General features: G+C 64.8%; 20 protein-coding genes and 1 pseudogene. 5 read left to right on the forward strand and 16 right to left on the reverse strand.

All coding sequences use genetic code 11. From position 1 onward, the window contains the following. Nucleotides 1–3: 3 nt before the first annotated feature. Nucleotides 4–474: a YcgN family cysteine cluster protein gene (locus D2K64_RS03470; RefSeq protein WP_120006620.1), complete on the reverse strand. Its 471-nt coding sequence runs from the start codon at nt 472–474 to the stop codon at nt 4–6. Nucleotides 475–539: 65 nt separating this feature from the next. Between D2K64_RS03470 and D2K64_RS03475 the strand changes: the two genes are divergently transcribed. Next, a complete protein-coding gene (locus D2K64_RS03475) occupies nt 540–1,010 on the forward strand; it encodes an MmcB family DNA repair protein (RefSeq protein ID WP_120006622.1) in 471 nt (156 codons plus the stop codon). Between the two features lie 8 nt (nt 1,011–1,018). Here D2K64_RS03475 and D2K64_RS03480 read toward each other — a convergent pair whose 3' ends face one another. The 14 genes from D2K64_RS03480 to D2K64_RS03545 form a co-directional block, all read right to left on the reverse strand. Next, nucleotides 1,019–1,375 (reverse strand): DUF952 domain-containing protein, encoded by a 357-nt coding sequence (locus D2K64_RS03480; RefSeq protein ID WP_120006624.1) that lies wholly within the window; start codon nt 1,373–1,375, stop codon nt 1,019–1,021. Nucleotides 1,376–1,384: 9 nt separating this feature from the next. Further along, on the reverse strand, nt 1,385–1,585 hold the full coding sequence (locus D2K64_RS25330; protein ID WP_306418931.1) for a hypothetical protein: 201 nt from the start codon (nt 1,583–1,585) through the stop codon (nt 1,385–1,387). After that, nucleotides 1,585–1,848, reverse strand: a complete 264-nt coding sequence (locus tag D2K64_RS25335) for a hypothetical protein (protein WP_238383987.1) — start codon at nt 1,846–1,848, stop codon at nt 1,585–1,587. Before D2K64_RS25335 ends, D2K64_RS25330 begins: the two co-directional genes overlap by 1 nt. A 25-nt stretch (nt 1,849–1,873) precedes the next feature. After that, nucleotides 1,874–2,248 carry a hypothetical protein gene (locus tag D2K64_RS03490; RefSeq protein ID WP_120006626.1) on the reverse strand — a complete coding sequence of 125 codons (375 nt, stop codon included), beginning with the start codon at nt 2,246–2,248 and terminating at the stop codon, nt 1,874–1,876. A gap of 264 nt (nt 2,249–2,512) precedes the next feature. After that, the gene (gene terL / locus D2K64_RS03495) at nt 2,513–3,949 is read right to left on the reverse strand and encodes a phage terminase large subunit (RefSeq protein WP_120006628.1); all 1,437 of its coding nucleotides are present in this window, start codon (nt 3,947–3,949) and stop codon (nt 2,513–2,515) included. Next, complete coding sequence (locus tag D2K64_RS03500) at nt 3,930–4,247, reverse strand: hypothetical protein (protein WP_120006630.1); 318 nt, start codon at nt 4,245–4,247, stop codon at nt 3,930–3,932. Before D2K64_RS03500 ends, terL begins: the two co-directional genes overlap by 20 nt. A 2-nt stretch (nt 4,248–4,249) precedes the next feature. Further along, entirely contained in the window at nt 4,250–6,589 is a 2,340-nt protein-coding gene (locus tag D2K64_RS03505) for a hydrolase (protein WP_120006632.1), read from the reverse strand. A gap of 70 nt (nt 6,590–6,659) precedes the next feature. Next, complete coding sequence (locus tag D2K64_RS03510; protein ID WP_120006634.1) at nt 6,660–7,100, reverse strand: hypothetical protein; 441 nt, start codon at nt 7,098–7,100, stop codon at nt 6,660–6,662. Beyond that, the gene (locus D2K64_RS03515; RefSeq protein WP_120006636.1) at nt 7,100–8,980 is read right to left on the reverse strand and encodes a hypothetical protein; all 1,881 of its coding nucleotides are present in this window, start codon (nt 8,978–8,980) and stop codon (nt 7,100–7,102) included. Before D2K64_RS03515 ends, D2K64_RS03510 begins: the two co-directional genes overlap by 1 nt. 4 nt (nt 8,981–8,984) lie before the next feature. Then, nucleotides 8,985–9,554 (reverse strand): hypothetical protein, encoded by a 570-nt coding sequence (locus tag D2K64_RS03520; RefSeq protein ID WP_120006639.1) that lies wholly within the window; start codon nt 9,552–9,554, stop codon nt 8,985–8,987. Between the two features lie 154 nt (nt 9,555–9,708). Beyond that, nucleotides 9,709–10,542 (reverse strand): phage capsid protein, encoded by an 834-nt coding sequence (locus D2K64_RS03525; protein WP_120006641.1) that lies wholly within the window; start codon nt 10,540–10,542, stop codon nt 9,709–9,711. Between the two features lie 157 nt (nt 10,543–10,699). Continuing rightward, on the reverse strand, nt 10,700–11,425 hold the full coding sequence (locus tag D2K64_RS03530; protein WP_120006643.1) for a capsid assembly protein: 726 nt from the start codon (nt 11,423–11,425) through the stop codon (nt 10,700–10,702). A 6-nt stretch (nt 11,426–11,431) separates the two neighbouring features. Beyond that, a complete protein-coding gene (locus D2K64_RS03535; RefSeq protein WP_456316362.1) occupies nt 11,432–12,052 on the reverse strand; it encodes a portal protein in 621 nt (206 codons plus the stop codon). A 1,046-nt stretch (nt 12,053–13,098) separates the two neighbouring features. Then, the gene (locus tag D2K64_RS03545; RefSeq protein WP_157985696.1) at nt 13,099–13,602 is read right to left on the reverse strand and encodes a hypothetical protein; all 504 of its coding nucleotides are present in this window, start codon (nt 13,600–13,602) and stop codon (nt 13,099–13,101) included. A 205-nt stretch (nt 13,603–13,807) separates the two neighbouring features. On the opposite strand from D2K64_RS03545, the gene D2K64_RS24175 reads away from it, so the two are divergent. After that, nucleotides 13,808–13,990 carry a hypothetical protein gene (locus tag D2K64_RS24175; RefSeq protein WP_157985697.1) on the forward strand — a complete coding sequence of 61 codons (183 nt, stop codon included), beginning with the start codon at nt 13,808–13,810 and terminating at the stop codon, nt 13,988–13,990. A 198-nt stretch (nt 13,991–14,188) separates the two neighbouring features. Beyond that, nucleotides 14,189–14,752, forward strand: a complete 564-nt coding sequence (locus D2K64_RS03550; protein WP_120006650.1) for a chlorite dismutase family protein — start codon at nt 14,189–14,191, stop codon at nt 14,750–14,752. A gap of 148 nt (nt 14,753–14,900) precedes the next feature. Here D2K64_RS03550 and D2K64_RS24180 read toward each other — a convergent pair whose 3' ends face one another. Then, a complete protein-coding gene (locus D2K64_RS24180; protein ID WP_157985698.1) occupies nt 14,901–15,893 on the reverse strand; it encodes a hypothetical protein in 993 nt (330 codons plus the stop codon). A gap of 734 nt (nt 15,894–16,627) precedes the next feature. On the opposite strand from D2K64_RS24180, the pseudogene D2K64_RS03555 reads away from it, so the two are divergent. Next, a pseudogene (locus D2K64_RS03555) lies at nt 16,628–17,707 on the forward strand (IS5 family transposase). A gap of 469 nt (nt 17,708–18,176) precedes the next feature. Then, nucleotides 18,177–18,440: a hypothetical protein gene (locus D2K64_RS03560; protein ID WP_120006652.1), complete on the forward strand. Its 264-nt coding sequence runs from the start codon at nt 18,177–18,179 to the stop codon at nt 18,438–18,440. The last annotated feature ends 15 nt before the right edge of the window (nt 18,441–18,455 follow it).

Consider the following 18,455-nt stretch of genomic DNA (forward strand, 5'->3'; position numbering starts at 1 on the left):
CGCTCAATTCCCTTCCGGTGGCGGAAACGGCCATTCGCCGGGCCAGTGCACCACGTGATCCTCGAGGTCGCGTGCCTGCCGCTCCGGCACCGCGCGGCCCCGCACGGAGGCGCCGGATTCATGCACCGTCTCGGCCCGGCCGGACACCAGCGGATGCCAATCCGGCAGGTCCTTGCCCTCCGCCACCAGACGATAGGCACAGGATGGCGGCAGCCAGTCGATCTGCGCCAGGCGCTTCGGTGTCAGCCGCACGCAATCCGGCACGTGGTCGCGCCGATTGGCGTAATCGCGGCATCGGCAGCTCTCGGTGTCGAGCAGCCGGCAGGCCACGGCGGTGAAGGCCAGTTCCTCGGTGTCTTCGTCGCGCAGCTTGTGCAGGCAGCAGCGGCCGCAGCCGTCGCACAGGCTTTCCCATTCGGCGCGGGTCATCGCACCGAGGGTTTTGCGCTTCCAGAACGGCAGATCGGCACCCATCGCTGCTTATCCTAGGGCCGGTGGGCTTGACGCGGGAGGGAACGGAGAGCGAACATAGAGCACGGATGCTGGAACTCTCAACACCGGAACGAACCTTGCGCGTCTGCCGGGCAGCGACGCGGCTGTGCGCCAGGCTGGGCTGGGCGCCCCTGCTGGAGGTGCCGCTGCCGAGCGGCCGGCGCCTCGATATCCTGGCGCTGGACGCTGATGGTTGCCTGACCGCGATCGAGGTTAAGAGCTGTGCACGGGACTTCCAGTCCGATGGCAAATGGCCGGAATATCGGGAATGGTGCGACCGGCTGTTTTTCGCGGTGGATCTGGATTTTCCGCAGGCCTTGCTGCCCGAGGATGTCGGGCTGATCGTGGCCGATGATGGGGAAGCCGCCATTCTGCGCCATCCGGCCGACCACAAGGTCGCACCGGCGCGCCGGAAATCCCTGTTGCTGCGATATGCCCGGCTGGCGGCAGGCCGGCTGCAAGGGCTGATCGATCCAGCCGGCGCGATGGAACTGCGCGCCGCGCTGAAGGTGGAATGAGCTGGGGCTCAGGGGATTTCCCCGGGAAACAGATGCGTGCCGTCCGCCTGCAGCGGCAACGGCATGGCCCATTTCACGGCCGCCAGCGGCAAGGGTCCATAAAGATGCGGAAACAGGCCGGGGCGCGAGCCGCCGCCGGCCGGCTCCCAGCGTAGGGTGACGCCGAGCGCCGCCGCATCCGCCGCCACCAGCCAGAGATCGGGCTGGCCGGCGCGGTGCTTGGCGGCACTGGTGCGCAACTGCGTGGCGGTGGAAAAGTGCAGAAAGCCATCCCGCGCATCCTCGGCGCTGCCGCGATAGGCGCCGGCGGCGCGGGCTTCCTGCCAGTCCTCGTCCCGGACCATGGTGTAGATGATGGGCTCCATGCCGCCACTCTAGCGTCCGGCGAGCTGATAGAACAGCAGGCCGCCGATCTCGTTCACCGGAGCCTGGCCCAGCGCCCAGGGCGGCAATTCGTCGATGCCATGGGCATGGGTGGCGCCGCCAGTCGGATCCATCAGCGTGCCCGAGGCGGCGCGGGCAGCAATGCGCCGGCAGATCGCCATGCCCGGGTCGCCCGGCGGGATGGACAGCATCAGCAGGTGCCGCAGGTGGTTGCGGTTCCAGCAGGAGAACTGGAATGGCGCACGGCAAACACCGGACAGGCCCTGACCCAATGCGCCACCGCACCGCTGTCCGCCAGCCGGACGCGATTCATGACGGTGGCGGCCAGGGCCTCGATGGCGCGGACCGGGCGGGTGCCGGCCTCGGCCCACAGGGTCATGGCCAGCACCTCCTGCGGTGCGATGGCCTTGGCGGCCTGGGTGCCGGCGGAAGCGGAGGGGAAAGCGATCGGCATGGTCGGGCAAGCCTTTTGTGCGGGATCAGGCGCGGTCGTCAGGGCGGCGGCCGAGCTGCGCGGCCTGGATGGCGGCGGTCGCGGTCGCGGCACGGGTGGCGGCGTCCAGCTTCTCCTCAATGCGCAACAGGTGCTGGCTGAGGCGCTGGTCCACATCGCGGATCAGTGACAGCGGGACGTAGGTGCGGGCGACCTCCAGCTTGAAGGCCGCCAGCTCGTCGCGGGTGCGCGCCAGCGCATCGGTAGGAACCGATGCTTCGGCACGCGGTGGCTCGGGGCCCTCACAGGACGGGCCGGGGAGACCGCGGCGCAGCCCGTGCAGCATCCAGAACAGCAACGCCAGCATCGGCGTCTGCACGGCGGTAGCCAGCGTCTGGGGTTCCAGATCGAGCGGGTTCATCCGGCCCTCCTCGGCCAGTGGACAGTTGATGCGCCGCAACGGCAGGGCGCCGGGGCGGCGCGACGATCATGGGCCACGTGAAAACGCCCGCCCCCGGGGGACGGGGGCGGGCGATCACGAGACCATCGGAGATTGGAGGATGCCGGTGCCAGCGGGCGCACCTCGCCCGCTGACAACGGCATGCTTATCGCGACGGCACGCGCAAAGCAAACAAAAAGTGAACATATCCTGCCGAGGTTTTCCCGCGTTGATAGAGGTGCCTTCTCAGGAGCCGCGCCACCCTGCCACACGCTGCACCGGCGGGGCCCCAGGCAGCCGCACCGGCTCGGCAAGGATGCAACCGGCGAGCGCATCCAGCGCATCGTCGCGGGCTCCGGCCACGTCGGGCTTCCATTCCGCCATCTCCACCGGAAAGGGCGTACGGAACACACGTTCATGTGCATACAGGCGGCGGGCGGCCAGCACCGGATCGAGGGCCGACAGGATGCGCTCCTGCTTGGCCCGCCGGCTGTGCTGCTCCACGACCGCGCAGGCGGCGCCGGCGCGGGCCATCTCCCGCTTCAGCAACGCCGGCAGGAAGCGGCCGATGCCGTTGGTCTCGACCCGCAGCACCGGCAGCAGCAGGTCCCGCGCGATGGCCGCCACCTGACGGCATTGCTGCGTCGCCGGGTCATCCGCCGCATCTGGCTCATGCGTGAGATAGGCCAGGCGATGCAGGTAGTGATTGCCCTCGGCATCGGCATAGGTGGCCGCGAGCACGCTGCCGTCGCCGCTGCCCGGACGGCCATAGGCCGGATCCCAGAAGCCGCCGCCCGACACCATGCGCCGCCCCAGCAGCGAAAGCACCGGTCGTTGCTGCACCTCGGCATACATGGTGTCCTCCGCATAACGGAGGATCATTGCGCGATCGAGACGCGCCGCGCCGCCTGCCATCGCCTGGAGCATCATCTGCCGGCCGAAATGGATCGGGCCGACCCGCTCGCGCAGCTGGGCCACCATGGCGGCGGAAAAGCGCTGCGGCCAGGCGCTGCGCCCCGCCGAATCCAGCAGCGGCACCACCAGCCGCCGGTAGCCGGCCAGAAAGGCCTCGCCTTCCGAGGGATCCCGGTACAGGCTATCGGCGCAATGCGGTGTTCCGACATACAGGATGGTGCCGCCCGGCGTCAGGATGAACTCGGTTTCCGCGAGCCGCTCGCGCAGCTCGGCACGCTTGCCCGCCGTATCGCAATTGCCGGCGACCTCCACGTCATCGCAGATGATGACATCCGCTCGGGTGCCGGTAATGTTGCCCATTAGCCCGGCCGCCAGCATGGAGGGGTCGCGCAGCGCGCCGCTTCGCTGCACTGTGAAGCGGTCCACGGCCCAGGCTTCCGGTGATTGCGGGATGAGATGGCGGCAGAACGGATGGCGCTCCACGACGCGCCGCACCGTGGCGACCATCTTGGTCGCCAGCATGTGGTCGGCCGCCACCACCAGGATCCGGGTTTCGGGCCGGCGCGCCAGCAGCCAGGCGCAATACAGCCCCACCAGGGTCGACTTGCCGCAGCCCCGGAATGCCATCAGCAGCAGCCGGCCATCGCCGCACCCGCGGCGTTCCTCCAGCCAGCGCAGGATGCGCCGGTGCACGCCCGGCATTCCCTGCCCGGCGACGCTGTTCCAGACCCAGACGAATTCGGTGAGATCAGCCGGAAGGCCCGGCATCCGCATCCTCCTCGTCATCCCGCACCCCGGCCAGGGCAACGCGGGCCTGCTGCAGGAGGTCGGTCGCCTGGCTGATGTCGGATGGCCCTGCCTCGGCGGCGTGGCCGCGCGCCAACTTCAGCAGATGCTCCAGATGCGCGAGCGCCGATTTCGCGGCGGCATGGTGCGCCGCGAAAGCCTTGGCATCGTCATGCGTGCCGGGAGCCGGACCGCGCTCCAGGAATGCGTTGTAATCGTCGACCACGCGGCGGATGGCGCGCTGCAGCGCCTCCGGCGCGACGTCTTCGCGGCGAGTCATTCTCAGATCCTCGGCTTGACGGCGCGGACGAACAGGGTCCCAGCATCCACCGTGACGCTGCTGCCGCTGATGTTCTGCGCCGTGACCCGTACCGCATCGGCCGAGGCCGTGCCGCCGACGCTGGCCTGGAACACCACGCCACCATTCTGAAAGCCACTGGCCTTGGCGAAGCTGGCCTGCACGAAATCCCCCTGCCGGACGCCGTGCAGGGCAACATCGCGCGTGGCGGTGGCGCCGGCCGCCAGCGCGGGCACGGTCCACCCGGTATCGCTGACGCTGTACTCGCGCACGCCCCATCTGCGGCTGCCGCCATAGATCAGCGCCGGTGCGTGCAACGGCGAGCAATACAGCCGAAGCGCCTTCAGCGCGGCGGCGGCGGTGCCGCCACGCACACCGATCGCGGCGAAGCGGGCATTGCCGTGCAGCGTGACGCGCTGCAGACTGTTGATGCCGACGCCGCCGACCACGCTGTCAAGATCGGCGTTGCCTTCCCAGAAGAAGGACGGGCTGCCGGCCCAGGCGGCATTCATGTTTGAGAACAGCGCCGGGCTGGTATTGTCCAGTACATTCTCGGCCGCATCGAACTGCATCACGACGGGGCGCAGTTCGCTGCCTTCGGCGGCGATGAAGAACTCCTTGCAGGTGGAGGCATCGACGATGAAAGCCAGTGCGCGACTGGTCGGTATGCCGACTGTGTCGGCGTTCAGGGTGAAGTGGGACAGGCCGGCAAATGCGAATCCCGTTAGGTTTGTCGGCGGACCGGAGGGGTTGCCCGACAGCACCGCCATCTGATCGAAGCCGACGCCGTCGGTGCTGTCGATCGTCTGCCGGAAGGCGCGGCGGCGCAGATTCTCGGCTGATGCCACCAATCGCGGCGAGCCCTGGGCGGCCGTGGACTGGTGCAGCGGGATCACCGTGCCGCCGGCCCGCGTGGCGGAGGCGGTGTAGTCGATTCCAGCCCCGGTGAAGGCATAGGTGCCGATATAAGCCACCTCGTAGAGGCAATCATTGGCGCCACCGGCGTGACGTGCCACGAAGGGACTGCACTGCTCCATGCGCACTCCGCGGGCGATGATGCCGCGTTCATCGCCGGCCTGCAGTAGAAACGGGATGGCGGCGACGGTGCCGGGGCTTCCCTGGCGCTGCAACTCGAAGGCGGGACCCATGAAGACATGCGCATTGTGCCGGTTGTAGGCGCCAGCCGCGCAGGAGAAGCGCACGCCGAACCGGTCCATGGCCGTGTTGGTGCCGCTGCTGTTGGCGAAGTGGCCACCGATGTAGCGGACCGAGTTGTTCCATGCCGCCGAGGTAGCCGTGTAGATGTCGAGGCCGATGCGGTTGTTCACGAAGCGGCCGAGCACCAGCGTGCTGTCCTCAAAGCCGAGTTCCACACCCATCGTGCGCACGCCGATGGTGAAGCCTTCCACCTGGCGGATCTCCACCTGACAGGCATCGAGATTGCGCAGCGCGATGCCGATGTCGCGCTCGTCCAGCCAATCCGATACGGTGGCCCGCAGCACCCGCAGCCCCTGATAGGTCTTGGCCTGGTTGCGGGCTGCGGCCCCCTCCCCCACCGTCAGTGCCGTCTCGCCCGCGGGACCGGCATACAGGATGCTGCCGCGCATCGTCAGGCCAGAGGCCGCGCCCGGGAGCACCAGCGGAATGGCCGTGCGATGCGTACCCTCCCCGATCTCCAGATGCTTGCCTGATGCGGCAGCCGCGTTCATCGCCGCCTGCAGCGCGGGGCCGTCATCGGCAACGCCATTGCCGGTGGCACCGAAGTCGCGCGCCGACAGCCGCTCCGCCAGCTTGTCCTCGATGGTACGCGGGATGGCGCCGCCGAATGGTGCCAGAAGCACGGGATCGCGGGACACGGTGGTGATCGCGCCGACGCTGTCGAAGGCGAGCAGGCGGTTCGCGCGCCCGTCGCGCAGAGGCAGTGTCAGTGCGGCCGGCACGTCGCCCGGGTCGGCGCGGACGGCACCGCGCAATTCCTCGCGCACTTCCTGAAGCGACGCGACCTGGCGATCCAGTTCATCGTTCAGCGTGCGGGCGCGCAGCACGCCGTTGGCTTGGAAGTCGGTCACACGTTCGATAACCATGACGCGGCGCAACAGCACCTGCCGGCCAGCGGCCGGCGGTACGCTGAACAGCACCACGCCGCCGCCGGACTCGCCCGCACCCTGGATGGTGAAGCCCTCCGACTGCACCAGGCCGTCCAGACGGACTTCCAGATCGTCATTCTCGAAGATCGGAAAGGGAAAGATGAAGGCGGTCTGCGCGCCATCCGCCGCGTAATGGGCACGCGGCGCGACGTCGCCGATGCGGATGTGCTCGGCCATGCGGATCTCTCATGCGAAGGGGGAACGGAATGGCCACGCGCCGCCTTGCGACGGGTGATGGCGGTTGGCGTCAGTCCAGCAGGGAGCGGATGGCGCCGCCAAAACTGTTGCCGGCCCGCAGCCAGGTGGTCAGCGATCCATCGCTGTTGAGCAGGGAGGAACGGCCCGCCGCCATGCGCGCGGCGTAGGTGTCTCCGCTGGTGGCTGCCGCTTCGGCGGCGTCCTGTTGCAGGCCGGCGGTGATGGCGCCCGCCGAACCCTGGTCAGGGTTTACGCCGGATGCCGCCAGGCGGGCACGGGTCGAGGCCATGGTGCGGTCGAGCTGGTCCTGGCGGCCTCTCGCATCAGCCTGCTGAGCCGCGGCCAACTGCTGCTGCCGTGCCGCAAGATTGGCAGCCTCCTGCTGCTGCTGCGCCTTGGCCTGCGCCGCCTGCGCCTGCCCCTGGCGCACCGTGCCATAGAGCGAGGCGCCGGTGCCGACCAGCGTGGCGATGGGGGCAAGCTGGGCCATCAGTTGGTCATCCTCGTTTCGGTGGTCACGGAAAGCAGGGTCAGGGGTAGCGGCGTGTCGCCCGTGATGCGCCACAACGGCGCCAGCGTGTCGCGCCGCCAGCCGAGTCCGCGCAGCGCAACGTCACCGGTGAACACCGGCGGACCGGCATCCAGCAGCGGAGTGTCCAAGCGACGGAAGGGTACCGGCTGCGCGCCGCGGCCTAGATCTACCTCCAGAGCCGCCGTCTGCAGCAGGCGATAGGTCACACGCACCAGCCGCAACGGTGCGTCCGGTGCGCCGCCGGCCGCGGCGATCTGCGGCGGCAGCGGCTCGATCGAGTGCCGGAAGCCAAGGCCCACCTGCACCGTCCTGGCACCCTCCTGCAGCTCCACCGCGCCATTCCGCACGGGCAGCGTGCCTCGCGGCGCGCCACCGGCGACCACCTGCACGATGCGATCATGCAGGTGCTGCAGCCCGCTCCAGTGAAGGCGCTCCACCACGTCGCCGCCGCTCAGCCCGGCATCCACCCACAACATGTCGTCGAAACGTTCAAGCCGCACCGTGCCGTCACGCTCCACGACGCACCAGATGGTGCCGTCGACCTCGGCCAGGGCGCGAAAAGCGCCGTCGGTTTCCTGACGGGTCCAGGCGGTCACCTGCTCGGTGCGGTACAGCGTCAGCGTCGCGATCGAGCCGTCACGCATCGCCGCATGCAGCAACCGCCGCAACGGGTCATAGGCCAGAGATACCGGATGGCTGATCAGATGCCGCGCCACCAGCGCCAGGTCATCGGCCTGGTAGGCCTGCTGCACATCCGTATAGGCGTATTCGAACACCGCCTGTCCTGTCCGCCCGACGAAAATGGTGCTGCCATCCACGTCGACGGGCTGCAGCACGCGATCCACTGGCGAGCCGATGCGGGTCTGCCGGTGCAGCTGGATCGAGGCCGGGGTCATCGGATCGCCGGTCACCATCCATTCCGCGCCGGAGGTGAACACCTGTAGGTGACGGCCCGAGAACACCGCGCGGATGGCGTTGACCTGATCGGAGAGCAGGCCGAACTCGATCGCCTGATCGTCCAGGCCACTGCCCAGGTCGAAGTTGAACAGATCTCCCGAGCGTGACAGCCAGAGGTGGTTCGGCAGGTCACGGGAACCGCCCAGCACCAAGCGATCCTGGTGAAAGCAAGCGCAAACCGGCCATCCATGGGCGGCGCCGAACGCGGCCTCATCCCAATCCGTCGTGGCGACGGTGCCGGGCAGTGTCTCCTCCACCTGCGCCCTCGCACTCGTCGCGGAGATCACGGCGGTGACCACCACCCGCTTCAATCCGATGCGGAAGCGGGCACCGACATGGCCGGCGGCGAAAACCGACGCATTGCTGGTCAATGTCACGCTGCCGCTGGTGGCGCTGGCGACCAGCGTGACGTCCGGCGAAGCGAAGCGGTGGAACGGCTCGGCCACCCAGTTCCAGGCACCGATCGACCAGGCGACGTGGCTGCTGCGCGTCACGCGCTGCGGCGGCATGGCGGGGTGCAGCAACAGCAGCGTATCGGCGCTCTGTGTCCAGGCGATCTGGTCCAGCATCGCCGCCGTCCAGGGCGCAGGGAGGCTTGCGACCTCCGCATCCCCCATGAAAACCTGCAGCCGTCGATCCGTCAGCACCAGAAGGTAGGTCTGCTCGGTGTTGAACTCGAAGCCGATCAGCTTCGCAGCGCCCGGCAGCATCGCGACGTGGCGCAGGCCGGGGCGACGCGTGACGCCACCGGTGGGTTGGATGAAGACGTTGCGCAGGCGCCGCGCGCCATTCTCGTAAGCACGCAGGTCGCCGCGTCCCAGCAGATGGTCGCCGAGTTCGCCCGCGGTGAAGCTGGTCTTGGTGCTGCGGCCACCGGCCATGATCTCATCCCCTCGCGGTGATCAACGGAAAGTCGGTCAACGCACGCGGCGTGTCCTGCTGGCTGTCGACCAGCCGTGCATGGCGGAATTCGCTGTCGGCTAAGCGCTGAAGCATGTCGGCCCGCGAGGTGCTCTCGGTCAGCGGGATGCAGAATTCCGCGGCGAGCCGCGCCACGAGCGCGCTGGCGAAGAAGGCAGGAAAGGCACTCTCCGAAGGACGGAACAGATAGGTCAGGGTGACTTGCGCCGCGTCGGCGTGCAGCCGACTCTCATGGATCCGGTAGTTCAGCCCCTGCCCGCGGCGGGCGCCCCCGGCCGAAAGAACCCGAAGGAAATCCGCGGGCAGCTGGAATGCATGGGCGTAATCGGCACGCGGCGTTGCGAGCAGCCGCGGCAGCTCCATCTGCCCCGTGGCGAAGGACCAGGGATGCGCCGACAGCAGCGCGTCGCGCACCGCCGGGTAAAGATGCACCGCCACCTCGGCCTCGGCGGTTCCTTCGTCCAAGGAAGCGATGGGCTGGGCGCCGATCTTCAGCAATGCGCGCGAGCAAAGCACAAGGGCGGAGAGCGCCATGGGGGACTCCCGGATTGCGTGAAAGGAGAAAGCGGGAAAGCGCTGTTGTCAGGCCCCCATCATCCGTCTGCCTGCGGGAAATCGAGGCGCTGCCACGAACAGGCAGAAGGAGGAAGGGGGTTGCAGGAGGAGTTCCCTCCCCCTGCGATGCGCCTTATTCCGCGGCGCGCATGCGCACGACGCCGGCCGGGTCGATCAGCGATGCACCCTGGCTCATCATGTTGTTGACAAAGAAGGCGGCACGATCGCCATGCCAAGTGATGTCGGAGGAGACATCCTGAGCCACGGCATGGCCGATGGCCGTCTTGTGATAGAAGTAGCAGAAGCGCAAGCTGCCGCTCTTGGTGAGACCCGAATGCGGCATCCAGGTCGCACCCAACCAGCGCTTCACCTGCGTGCCCTTCCAGGGCAGCTCGTCATCGCCGACATAGTTGGAGTTGGCAAACTCCTGGATCTGCAGCAGGTCGCTCCACTGCTTCCATCCGACAATGGCGAAGCGATTGCCGTCATCCGGCACGTCGGCGGCGCCCAGCATCTCGAACGCCTTCAGCACCTTCGCCTTGGTCAGGCCATCGGTGTCGCCGGTGCCGGCGGCGGTGCCGACCGCCTCATTGGTGGCCGTGTCGAGCGCCGCGATGATCAGTTCGTCGGTCTTGCGGCCGAGCGCATAGGCACCCGCATTCGCGACAACCTGGCGCTCGTCGATGTTGGTCTTCAGCTCGTCCAGGCGGTCGATCCACTCGCCCGCATAGTAATCCTGCAGGTAGCATTCGACATTGGAATGCGACAGGTTCATCACGGGCACGGAACCGTTGCGGGCCTTCGCCGCCGCGATGCCGCGGCCGACGATCGGAAACACGGTGGAGGCGCCGCGCACGCCGCTCTTGCTGCGCACCGTCGGGCGAAGCTTGCTGCCTTGCCGCTGATAGGCATCGTGCACTTCGGACTGGAACTGCTTCGCGAAGACCTGGTCGATGGAAGCGGACATGCCGAATTCCTCAAGCAAGAGATCAGGAAAGGAGGGAAGCCGCCCACCTCACCGGTTTGCCGCGCGGGGCCGGAAAGGCGGGCACGCCGAGGCGCCCGGCGCGCGTCGGGCGGGCCGGGTTGGTCCTGGGCGGAAACCTGTCGGAAGCGGCCGGGGCTCAGCCCTGGCCGAACAGCCGCTTGAAGCCGTCGGTGACGCGCTTGACGTATTCCGGCTCGCGGGAACGCCAGTAGCGCGGGTCGCGCATCATCTTGCGCAGCGCCGCCTCGTCCACGGCGTCCGGCGCATCGGCCTCGCGCACCAGGCTGGGCTCACCCTTGGCCATCATGCGGTGCAGGGCCAGCACGCCTTCGGCCGTGGTGGACAGTGCCTCATACACCGGCGGCGCCAGATTGGCGCGGCCCCAGGCGGCGATCTGCGGCGCGATGCGGCGGAACTGCTCGTCCCCGCCGAATTCTTGTGCCAGCTTCGCCACCTGCTTCTGCGCCTCGTAATCGGCCGCGGCCTCGGCGATCAGCGGAAGCAGCCGCTCGGCGGCCAGGTCGTACACCAGCTGCACCTGCTCGCAGGTGAATCCGGCCGCGTGCAGCTTCGCGTTAATGGCGGGATCGGCGCCGCACATCTCATGCTTGGCCTCGACAGCGTATTCTTCGGGACTGTCGGGCACGCCGATGGCGCGGCGGAATCGTATGCGCTCCTCCTCCGGCGCGTCGGCGCCCGGCGGGGCGAAGCGCTGCGATAGGCGCTTTTCCAGTTCGCGATAGGATTTCAGCAACGCGTCAACGCGCAGCTTGCCCGTCTCGACATCCCGGAACTTCTCGGGGATGTCGTCGGCGGATGACGCCACCGGTTCCATCGCGGCGTCCAGCAGGTTCTCGGACATGCGGGATCATGACTCCTGGATCGGGTTCAGGATTCCGGCCGGCGCGGACAGCGCGCGGGCCAGGTATTGCGTGGCGGCCGGAATATCGAGCTGCGCCGCAGCCTGCGGGCCGAGCGCCGCCACCGCCTGCAGGAACAGCAGGGTGTTGGCGGCATCGGCGCGCCCCTGGACGCGCGCGAGTGGCGACTGGTAGGTCAGCCGGACCTCGCGCCCGTCGAGCAGGATCGGCGGCACTTCGCCGCGGCGCCGCAGAATGGCCAGACAGCGGCCGATCAGCGGCGTCAGCAATTCGGATTGCAACCGGCCATAGGTGGCGCCGAGCAGCCGTGCCGTCTCGGCGCTGCGCTCCAGCACCTCGGTCGCCGTCATCTGTCCGCCGCGCGGGGCCGCCAGCCGGTCCGCCAGCAGCGCATGCCGGATGCGGCCGCGCAGGTCGTCCAGCATCAACTGCGACACATCGAAATTGCCTGGCGCTGCCAGCGGCGTCAGTCCGGCGGAGCCCGGCGCCTTGGGGATGATGGCGCCGGGAACCAGCCGCACCGTGGCCGGGTTCAGCACGCCGTCATCCTCAGCCTGCCAGATGCCGGTCACGGCGATGGAGGCGTTCTTCAACACCAGCTCCACCACCTTGTTGTATGCAGTTTATAGAAGCAGAGCTGCTAAACCGGACACCCTACAAAGGTCACACAGGGACAGAGCGCTAGAGCGCTGTAACTGCTGTTTCGGTCTAGAACCCGCTGCGGCCCCTAGCAGACCCTATTCGGGCGGCAGTTTGGGTATCCGGTCCTCCACCGTGTCCGCGTAGTCGGCAGGTCGCAGGCTCTCGATGGCAGTCCACGATCCATGGATGGTGAGTGACGCACCTCTGTTGTTGCACTGCGGACAGCGCCAGCGGTCCTGACTGCCCACTACCTGCTGATGGCCAAACCCAGCTTCAACTAGGCACTTAGCGCTCACGTATCTGTGATTGCGGCACTTCCTGCACTGCACGCTGTAGAACAGCCCATCGGCAGCATTGTGGGCGAAGGTACCTTCACGTGGCTGCTTAGACACCGGGTGGCCTATGGCGCGAATAGACCTCTGCTACTTCGGCGGTAAGTGCCACGAGCCATGCACCCAGCTTCTCCGGGATCACAGCTTCGCCTCGCGCCATGCGGCGAATTCGCACAACGTCCTGATCGACCACGCGCGCCAACTCAGCCTGAGTCCACCTGAGTGTCTCAAGGCAGATCCGAAATTCCTTGGCTGACATGGCTGTAGTGCTGCTCACCGACTCCTCCATAGGCTTACTCCTCATGAGCTAACCTAGAGAACGAATGAGGAACAAGAACAGACGTGCGACTGATCTGATGGAGTGCTCAACCAGAGTGTGAAGACACCAGCCCAACGGCGATCAGGGCAGGCGCATTTTCGGCTTTCTTAAGGAAGATCACGGTTGCGTGATTAGCTCAGTTGAACTAAGAACGTGTTGTGCAACTTTGCATGTCCGTTCTCTCTCCCTGAACTCGACGTTCTTGCGTCGATAACTCAAAAAGGGGGCCGTTCTTCGGCCCCCTTCTTTTTTGCCCAAGCTTGAGCACTTGGTGCACCAAAGTTGGCTCGGGTGTAGCTGAACGGAAAAAGGGCCGCACCGTAGTGCGACCCCTCGCCGGAAAGATGGTCAGTTGACCATTTCAGCGCCGGGAACGTGGCCTAGCTGAGGCCGGTTGCGCAGTGTCCGGCTGAGTGTTAGGCTCGATCAACTCTTGTTGATCATCTGACTTGCCCTTCCGACTGCGGCCCCGCTCGACGCTCAGCTTGAGCAGCACCTCGTCAAGCTCGCCGGAGTTAACCCCCTGCTTGACCGCCTCATACACGGGCAGCAGGTCTTTCAGTTCCTTGCCCGCCTCAATGACGTTGCCCTCGCCCAGCGGGATCGGGGACGTGCCGTACTTGAGCACAGTGTAGTGCAGCCCGTTTGCTGCGAAGAACCAGGGCTTGTTGCGCTTATCCGCATGGGGGTCTTTCTTGCCCTCAAGCAGCGCTGTGACGCTCTCGATCTGCGTGTTGATGCTGCTGAGCAGCTTGGCACGCACACGCCCCACGGGGCTATTCGCACCCACCTGAGGACGCGCAACGGTTGCGATTTTGAGTCCAGTAAGCATCCGATCTGCCTTTTTAAAGAACGAGCGCAGCACTCCTACGCCTGACTCAATCGAGCGTCAGTTGATCCATAGAGCAACCGAAGAGTGGCTACTCTGGTGTTCTTTCTGGTGTCGCAAGCAGAACACGGTTGTTGTCGTATTTGTGTGGCACCAAATCAAGTGGTTCTTTGGTGGGATTTTGGATGACTTCTGGTGTGCTTGATGTCTTCTAAGAGCGGGCGAAACAGGAGATCGCCCGATGCTGCAAGTTCTCGTCGAAACCCGCTGCATGTGTTCAGATGAAGTGCTGAAAAGCTCAGTTAGCTGGATGACCGGCGCTGAGTTCGAGGAAGTGCTGCGCGAGCTGCGCCAGCGCAATGAGGCCGAGGAAGAGCAGTGCCGCGCTACCGAAGCTCATGTGCTCATGAACACCGACGACTAGGGTGAAAACCCAATCAGGAATGGCCGAGTTGGGTGGAAGCAGACCTCCCCTGGTAAACTCCTACCCTCGTTGTTGTCAGTGCGTTACCGCTTAAAGGTTCTTAGAATTACCTTTAGCTGTGCAGGATCGTCGTCCGGTCTGCACGGTATTGCCGGTTACTGCTTGACGCGCAGCAAGGGGCGACAATAGGCATGCTCCATGCCGCCACCACTTCTCGTCACCTTCATTGCCGGCACCACCGGCACGTGGCAGGTCGATCGCGTCAGCCCAGTCATCGGCGAGATGCTGCCCATGACTGCCCGGCTGGCCGTGCTGGAAGGCGCCGACGCCGCATTGCGACCAGAGTTCGTCTGGGCTCTGCGCGGCGTGACCAGCAATCCGCGTTACACCAACCGGGCAGAGCTAAACGCACTGGGTGCGGCGCAGCAGGGACTGCTGCGACCGCAAGCGACCCGCGCCGCGCTGATCCCGATCCGTAAGACCGAGGCTTGGTGGGCGCTGGCGCAGGATGAGCGCCGGGCGATCTTGGAGGAGCAGTCGCGGCATATCAGCATTGGTCTGGAATACCTGCCGGCCGTTGCCCGCCGCCTGCACCACAGCCGTGAGCTAGGCGAACCTTTCGACTTTCTAACCTGGTTCGAGTACGCGCCAGAGCACGCGGCGGATTTTGAGGAGCTGGTCCGCCGGTTGCGGCAGAGCACCGAATGGGCCTTTGTGGACCGCGAGGTGGATATCCGCCTGAGCCGCAGCCGCCATTCCTGATTGGGTTTTCAACCTAGTACTACAGTTGCGGATTATGGGCTGAGGTGATTCACTTGGCCTCTGCGGGAGCGGAGGCTGAGTGATGTCTGTAGGCGAATCGCCCATCCACAGTCATCCTCCAAGCAGCCATCGAAATATGCGAGCAGGTTTAGAAACGTCGAATGTAGCCAACCTTAAAGGCATCTCTCGATGGCTCTATCCTCGCTCCTGCGAAGGTAATATCAGGCAAAATTGTACGCTCATAACCAAGCCGGATGATGTTGTTATCTGTCACCGAAAATTCAAATCCTACACCTCCGCGGAAGCCTGTGGCCTGATAGGTTTCGCGGTCACCTCTCCGCAGAATAGAAAATTCTTGTGTCTCTACGCCCGCACTAATGTAGGGCATCAGCCACCGGATCGGCACGATGCCTAGCTTCACTGACGCACCGAAAACTGCTCCACCTTTTATGCGCGTATCGTATCTTCCAGGGACAACAAGAAGTCCTTCACCAGTGCCTGGTGCACCGTCAATCTCAATGCCGATGTGCAGGGGAGCAATGGCAGTTTGAAAGCTTGTGCCCCAACCCAAACTGAAGCGGGCCGTGACGCCATCAAGGGTCAAAGTTGAAAGGCTTGGAGTGTTACTCTGTGCAGCATAGTCAGCACGACCGGCATCCAAAAGGCTGTAGCCAGATTGAACTGATGCGGAAGCGTACTGTAGCTCTAACTCCCTTTGACTCAGCGCCAGCTCAACTCCGTTGATAGCTTGCCTTCGTGAAGCGATTTCTGGCGCTAGTGCAGCAGCGAAGGCTGGGTTAGCTGCCGCTGATTGTTCCAGCTGCGAGAGCTGAGAGCGATAAGTTAGGAGTTCTGATTGAGCAGTGTCTAGCCTCTGGCGCTCCTCACTAAGCCGCTGTGAGGCAGACGAGAGCTCAGCCTCTCCCTGAGTTAGCCTTTGATTTGCAGCATCAAGAGCCTGTTGCCTAGGCGCAGAGATGTCCGTTTCGAGAGTAGTTTCAGAGTACACAACTTCAATGCCGGTGCGGAACCCGTCGAAACGCGTCTGAGCCTCAGCGACGGCCGGAATAATGCAGAACGAAGTCATGCAAATAAGATTCGGAAAATTACGGGCTATTGGGTTTGAGGTGCCTTTTGGCATTTTACGATCCTTTATGAAGCGTAGAGTAGCCCAGTTGGGCCCAAAGATGACCGCGGAAGCGGCGCTCAGGTTGTAAAATGAATTCCTCAAGGAACTGACTGGGTGGCATATGACTGAGGATGCGGAGAACCTTGTTGTCACCTGCTCCGCGCAAGGCGTGAGCCTGCCCTGCGGTACATTTGCTATAGGATCGATCCGAGGGCCAGCTAGCATGACGTCAATCAAGAGGTCGATCTCGCTGCCTGCTAAGGAGCAGGATAGTATCCCCCAAATCGACTGTTGGAGGGGCTGGACGGCACAGCATAAGGCTGTGCTCTACAAGAGCAGAAAGCCGGCCTGTTGGAGCAAGAGGCGCTTCAATCCGAACACTAGCTCGATGAAGGATATCTATCTTGAGGAAAGCGTGATGCCGTACTGCACTCGCGCAGATAATTTCTGATATCTTATCCAGCATGACCTGCGTCAGGCATCCGACAACATAGGAATAATCTGCACGAGCACACTGCTCCATTGCTATCCCCTATGAAAAGTCTACGTAATGAACATGGCCAAGCCTAGAAATTGAAAGTTATTCATCCATACAACTATAAGGCACAATCTAGTATTTTCTGCAAGTAGGTCTTTCTTGCAGGGCAGGGCCACGTGGGCATCTCAAACTACCGGCTGGACACTTCGAAAAACCTCGCGGCTGAGGCGTTGACCTGATTCACTGACCCCCGGCAGCGGAGGCGGCGATCAGGGCGGGACAGCCTGGCTTCTTCGATGTCGAGGAGCGGTATGCGGCCCTGTCCGCCGCGGGCGACCCACTTGAGCGGCTTGCAGCCTTGGTCGACTTCGAGATCTTCCGCCCGGTGCTGGATGCAGCCCTGGCGCGGTCGGATCGCAGCCGCGGCGGACGCCCGCCCTATGACGCGGTGCTGATGTTTCGCATCCTGGTGCTGCAGGCGCTCCACAGCCTCTCGGATGAGCAGGCGGAGTTCCAATTGCGGGATCGGTTATCGTTCATGCGCTTTGCTGGTCTCGCCCTGCACCAGGCGGTGCCCGATGCCAAGACGATCTGGCTTTATCGCGAACAGCTCAAGCAGGCGGGTGCCATCGAGGGCCTGTTCCGCCGCTTCGACTAAATGCTGGTCAGCAAAGGCTTCCTTGCCATGGGCGGGCAGATCATCGACGCGACGATCATCGCCGCACCGCGCCAGAAGTTCACCCTCGAGGAGAAGGCCACCATCCGCGATGGCGACACGCCAGAAAACTGGTCCCCGGCCAAGCGGGTGCAGAAGGACCGGGATGCCCGCTGGACGCTCAAGCGCGGCAGAGCCAAACCCAAGCCCGAGGGTAATCAGTGCCAAGCCATCCAGATCGCGGTGCCCATTTTCGGCTACAAGAGCCACATCGGCATCGATCGGCGGCATGGGTTGATCCGCCGCTCGACGGTCACCGATGCCGCCCAGCATGATAGCCGCAGCTTTGCTGGCCTGCTGGATCCCGAGAACACGGCCAGCCGCGTCTGGGCTGACACCGCCTACCGGACAAAGCGCAATCTGGAGGTCCTGGAACGCCGCGGGCTGAGCGAGCGCATCCAGTTCCGCAGAGCTCCGCGGCGCGAACTCTCTGAGCCGCAGGCCAAGGCCAATGCTACCCGCGCCCGGATCCGCTCGGGCATCGAGCATGTTTTTGCCGTCCAGAAGCACCGCATGGCGCTGTTCGTCCGCACCATCGGCCTGGACAGGGCGCAGGTGAAGATCGGCATGGCCAACCTGGCCTATAACTTCACCCGCCTCGCCTGGCTCAGCGCCCGAGCTGCGCCCGCATAACCCCTCGGCGCCCGCAAAAAGCCGCACCCGTCGCTCAAAGCCGCTGATCCGACCCTGTCAGCAAAGGCACGTCACAGCCTGAGGCAATGGTCCTGCTCGCCGGGCCGCGCAGCAGCCGGTAATTCGAGGCGTCCGATCATCCGACCCCATCAGCAGGGGCGCGTCACGACCTGAGGCGGCAATCCTGCTCGCGGAGGCTGCCCCACGCCGGGTACTTCGAGGCATCCATTGAGCTGCTGCACCTAAAGATTAATTATTCTCCATGAATCGGCAGAAGAGATAACCAAAAGATTCATCTGAATCGTTCATTTTCAACCACGAGTAACTTTTGCTTGATGTACGCCGCGAACAAAGCCGCCGCTGCACCTAGAAAATCTCCTGCAAAATCATGTTGCTACAGAGCGTTCTTCTGGTTCAAAACCGCGGTGTTCACGGTATCGTGATCGACGCTCTCTGATGGATCCCCCCGATGCTTCTGCGCGCCCCTCGGTCCTCGTCCAAAGTCGAAGCCGCCATCAATCTGCTGCAGCATCTTGGTGCTGTGGCCGCCTACGAGGGAGAGCCCTGCTCCAAGGTCCTGTTCATGGCGGCTGATTATCTGCAGGACGTGCTCGACTCCTCTCCCGAGTTGGGGGCGGTCGGTACTGATGCTGAGGACCACGCAGCCTACGACGCCATGATGTCGGATCTCGGCAACCTGATGGGCGAAGAAGGCCTAGTTCTGCATTCCTGATCCATCATTCCCCGG

This window comes from Teichococcus vastitatis (assembly GCF_003604215.1).
Classification (GTDB): Bacteria; Pseudomonadota; Alphaproteobacteria; order Acetobacterales; family Acetobacteraceae; genus Pseudoroseomonas; species Pseudoroseomonas vastitatis.